This window comes from Bradyrhizobium sp., assembly GCF_035273305.1.
Taxonomy (GTDB): Bacteria; Pseudomonadota; Alphaproteobacteria; order Rhizobiales; family Xanthobacteraceae; genus Bradyrhizobium.
On the sequence record NZ_DATEPI010000131.1, the window covers coordinates 1 to 2,466 of the forward strand.

A 2,466-nucleotide genomic window follows, 5' to 3' on the forward strand; every position below is an offset into this window, starting at 1 on the left:
GAGAAGATTCAGCATTACATGCACTTACGCTGTCAGGAGGCAAAAAATGTCCGCACCTCTGATCGTTTCGATTCCTCATCAGCTGGGCCGCGAGGAGGCCATCCGTCGCCTACGGGGTGGATTGTCTCGGGCTGCCTCGAGCTTTCCGATTTTGAAAGTCGACGAGGAGCGATGGGACAATGATCGCATGATCTTTCGCGTGCGCGCGATGGGGCAGGCGGCGTCGGGCCAGGTCGATGTCGAGGATGATCACGTCCGGCTTGAAGTCACCTTGCCATGGCTGCTGCAACGATTCGCGGAAGCAGCGAAAACGGTAATCAGTCAGCGCGGCAATCTGTTGTTGACGAAGCGCTGATGCGCGGCGGATTTATACGTTAAGCCGACACAAGTCGTTTCAGGGGCTTCGACGCACCCACCACCTTGGCCTTTAGCACCGTCGCCGGGACGTGGGTGAACAGATCAGAAACCCGCAGTTGGGTAGCGTCGGCGTCGGCAAAACCTTCTACGGAATAGCCGCTCACGTTGAGCGCGGCATCATACGCTTCGGCCTGAGGCCAGGCGCGTCCGCCCTGTGAGAAGACCACGAACGATTTCGCGACCGCGACAATGGCTGCGTCGCGGCCCCGGCGGCGTGCAAACGCGATGATGTGATCCCGATGAGCGCCGCCAACCTGCAGCGGCTCATAATCGCCATTCGTAAACACGTGGGCGAGTTCGCCGCGCAGTTTCAGGAGATGTCTGGTCCACGCTAGCTTGATGTGGCCGTCGTGCCAGCTCTGCGCGAGACCGCTCCAGTCCGGCGCTTCAACGGAGGCCAGAAGCTTCGCCCGTTCGGAAAAACTCACCGGTCGTCGATTGTCAGGATCGACCAGCGAGAGGTCCCAGAATTCCGTTCCCTGATAGAAATCGGGCACGCCTGGCATAGTGGCCTTCAACGTAACCTGGCTCAGCGAATTCAGCGCTCCTAGCAGCGCAACGCGCTGCGCCAGGCGCTCCATGGTTTCGAGGAATTCCGCCGACGCCTCGGCGTTCAGGATCAGATCGATGAAAGTTCGCAAGCCTGCCTCGTAGGCTTCGTGGGGGTTGAGCCAGCTGGTCTCCTGCTTGCCCTCGCGGGCTGCCTTCAATGCATAGGCCTGTATCCTTTCCCTGAACGCTTCATCGCGTTGGCCCAACGGCCATGCACCAAGCAGCGCCTGGTACAGCATGTATTCGAACGCCGCGGATGGCGCACGCATTTCGCCGTTGGTGACAAGATGTGGCGCATTGAGCACTTTCCATCGCGCCACAGCGCTGGTCCATTCGCCGGGTATCTCAGCGAGTGCAATCAGGCGGGCTCGCGCGTCTTCTCCGCGCTTGGTATCGTGCGTCGATGTCGCCGTCATGCCATGCGGCCATTCCCTTGCCCGCATGATCATGATGTTGTGAAAGGCTTCGATCGAGAGCGCGTCGGCCGATGGCTCCCCGCCGACCTCATTGAGGGCAATCAGGCGGTGGTAGCGATAGAATGCGGTATCCTCCAGCGACTTCGCCATCACCGGACCGGTGAATTGCTGCAGCTTCAAAGCGAAGCGCCGGACGCGGGGCGCGCTGTGCGTCGCTCGGCCTGGTCTGATCAGGTCCATTGTAAGGGTGTCGCGCAAAAACTCGAAAATGCCCTCGTCGGCTGCGAACCAGTCCGAGCGCGCTCTTTCAATGGTCTCTGAGATTAACCCTCGATCGCGCGCCGTCGGCCCGGACGGGATCAGATAGGTGCGGTACACCGGAAAATGCAGGATGTAGAGTTCGAGCGCCTGGCGCAGGCTGTCTGCCGAATAGTCTCGGGTGGAGTAGTGTCCCCCTGCTATACGCGCAAGCAGCCGCGTCAAAACCGTGAACTCGCTGGTCAGCAACGTCTGCAGCACACGGCGCTTGGCCTCCTTCAGAACGGGCGCCACGCTCGGCGGTGAATTGCTGATTTGTCGCCAGGCTTGGTCGAGCGGCTCCAGACCCTTGCTGTCGATCAATACATGGGTGATGGCATTCAGCCACTCATATCCGGTAGTGCCGTGAACGCCCGAAAACGGCGGCAGCTTTTCATGTGGGCCGAGAATTTTTTCGACCACGATGTAAATGGGCTTCGTTTCCGCCCCCTGCGCCTTTTGCAACAACCGCCGCAGCCGCTGAAAATATTGTCCGGGGTCGCGTAGCCCGTCGATGTGATCGAGCCGCAATCCTTGCAGCTTGTCCTCCGCGACGAGCTTGCGCACCATCCGATGGATGGCTTCGAAGGTGCCGGGATCTTCGACGCGTAATCCGGCAAGCGAGTTGACATCAAAAAATCTGCGGTAGTTGATATCGCTCGATGCCAGTCGCCAGTGAGCCAACCTGTAGTGCTGACGTTCTAACAAATGATGCAGCGCCAGAATCTGCGCCGGGCGATCCGGTCGCGCCCGATACGCCTCGAGCCCCCGTGCAATGATCTCG

Annotated in this window: 2 protein-coding genes; one reads left to right on the plus strand and one right to left on the minus strand. The window is 60.0% G+C overall.

From position 1 onward, the window contains the following. Nucleotides 1-46: 46 nt before the first annotated feature. Nucleotides 47-355 carry a polyhydroxyalkanoic acid system family protein gene (locus VJV58_RS09075; RefSeq protein ID WP_324137007.1) on the plus strand — a complete coding sequence of 103 codons (309 nt, stop codon included), beginning with the start codon at nt 47-49 and terminating at the stop codon, nt 353-355. Between the two features lie 19 nt (nt 356-374). Here VJV58_RS09075 and treY read toward each other — a convergent pair. Then, nucleotides 375-2,466 (minus strand): malto-oligosyltrehalose synthase (gene treY, locus VJV58_RS09080; RefSeq protein ID WP_324137008.1); only part of this gene is annotated, 2,092 nt, incomplete at its 5' end.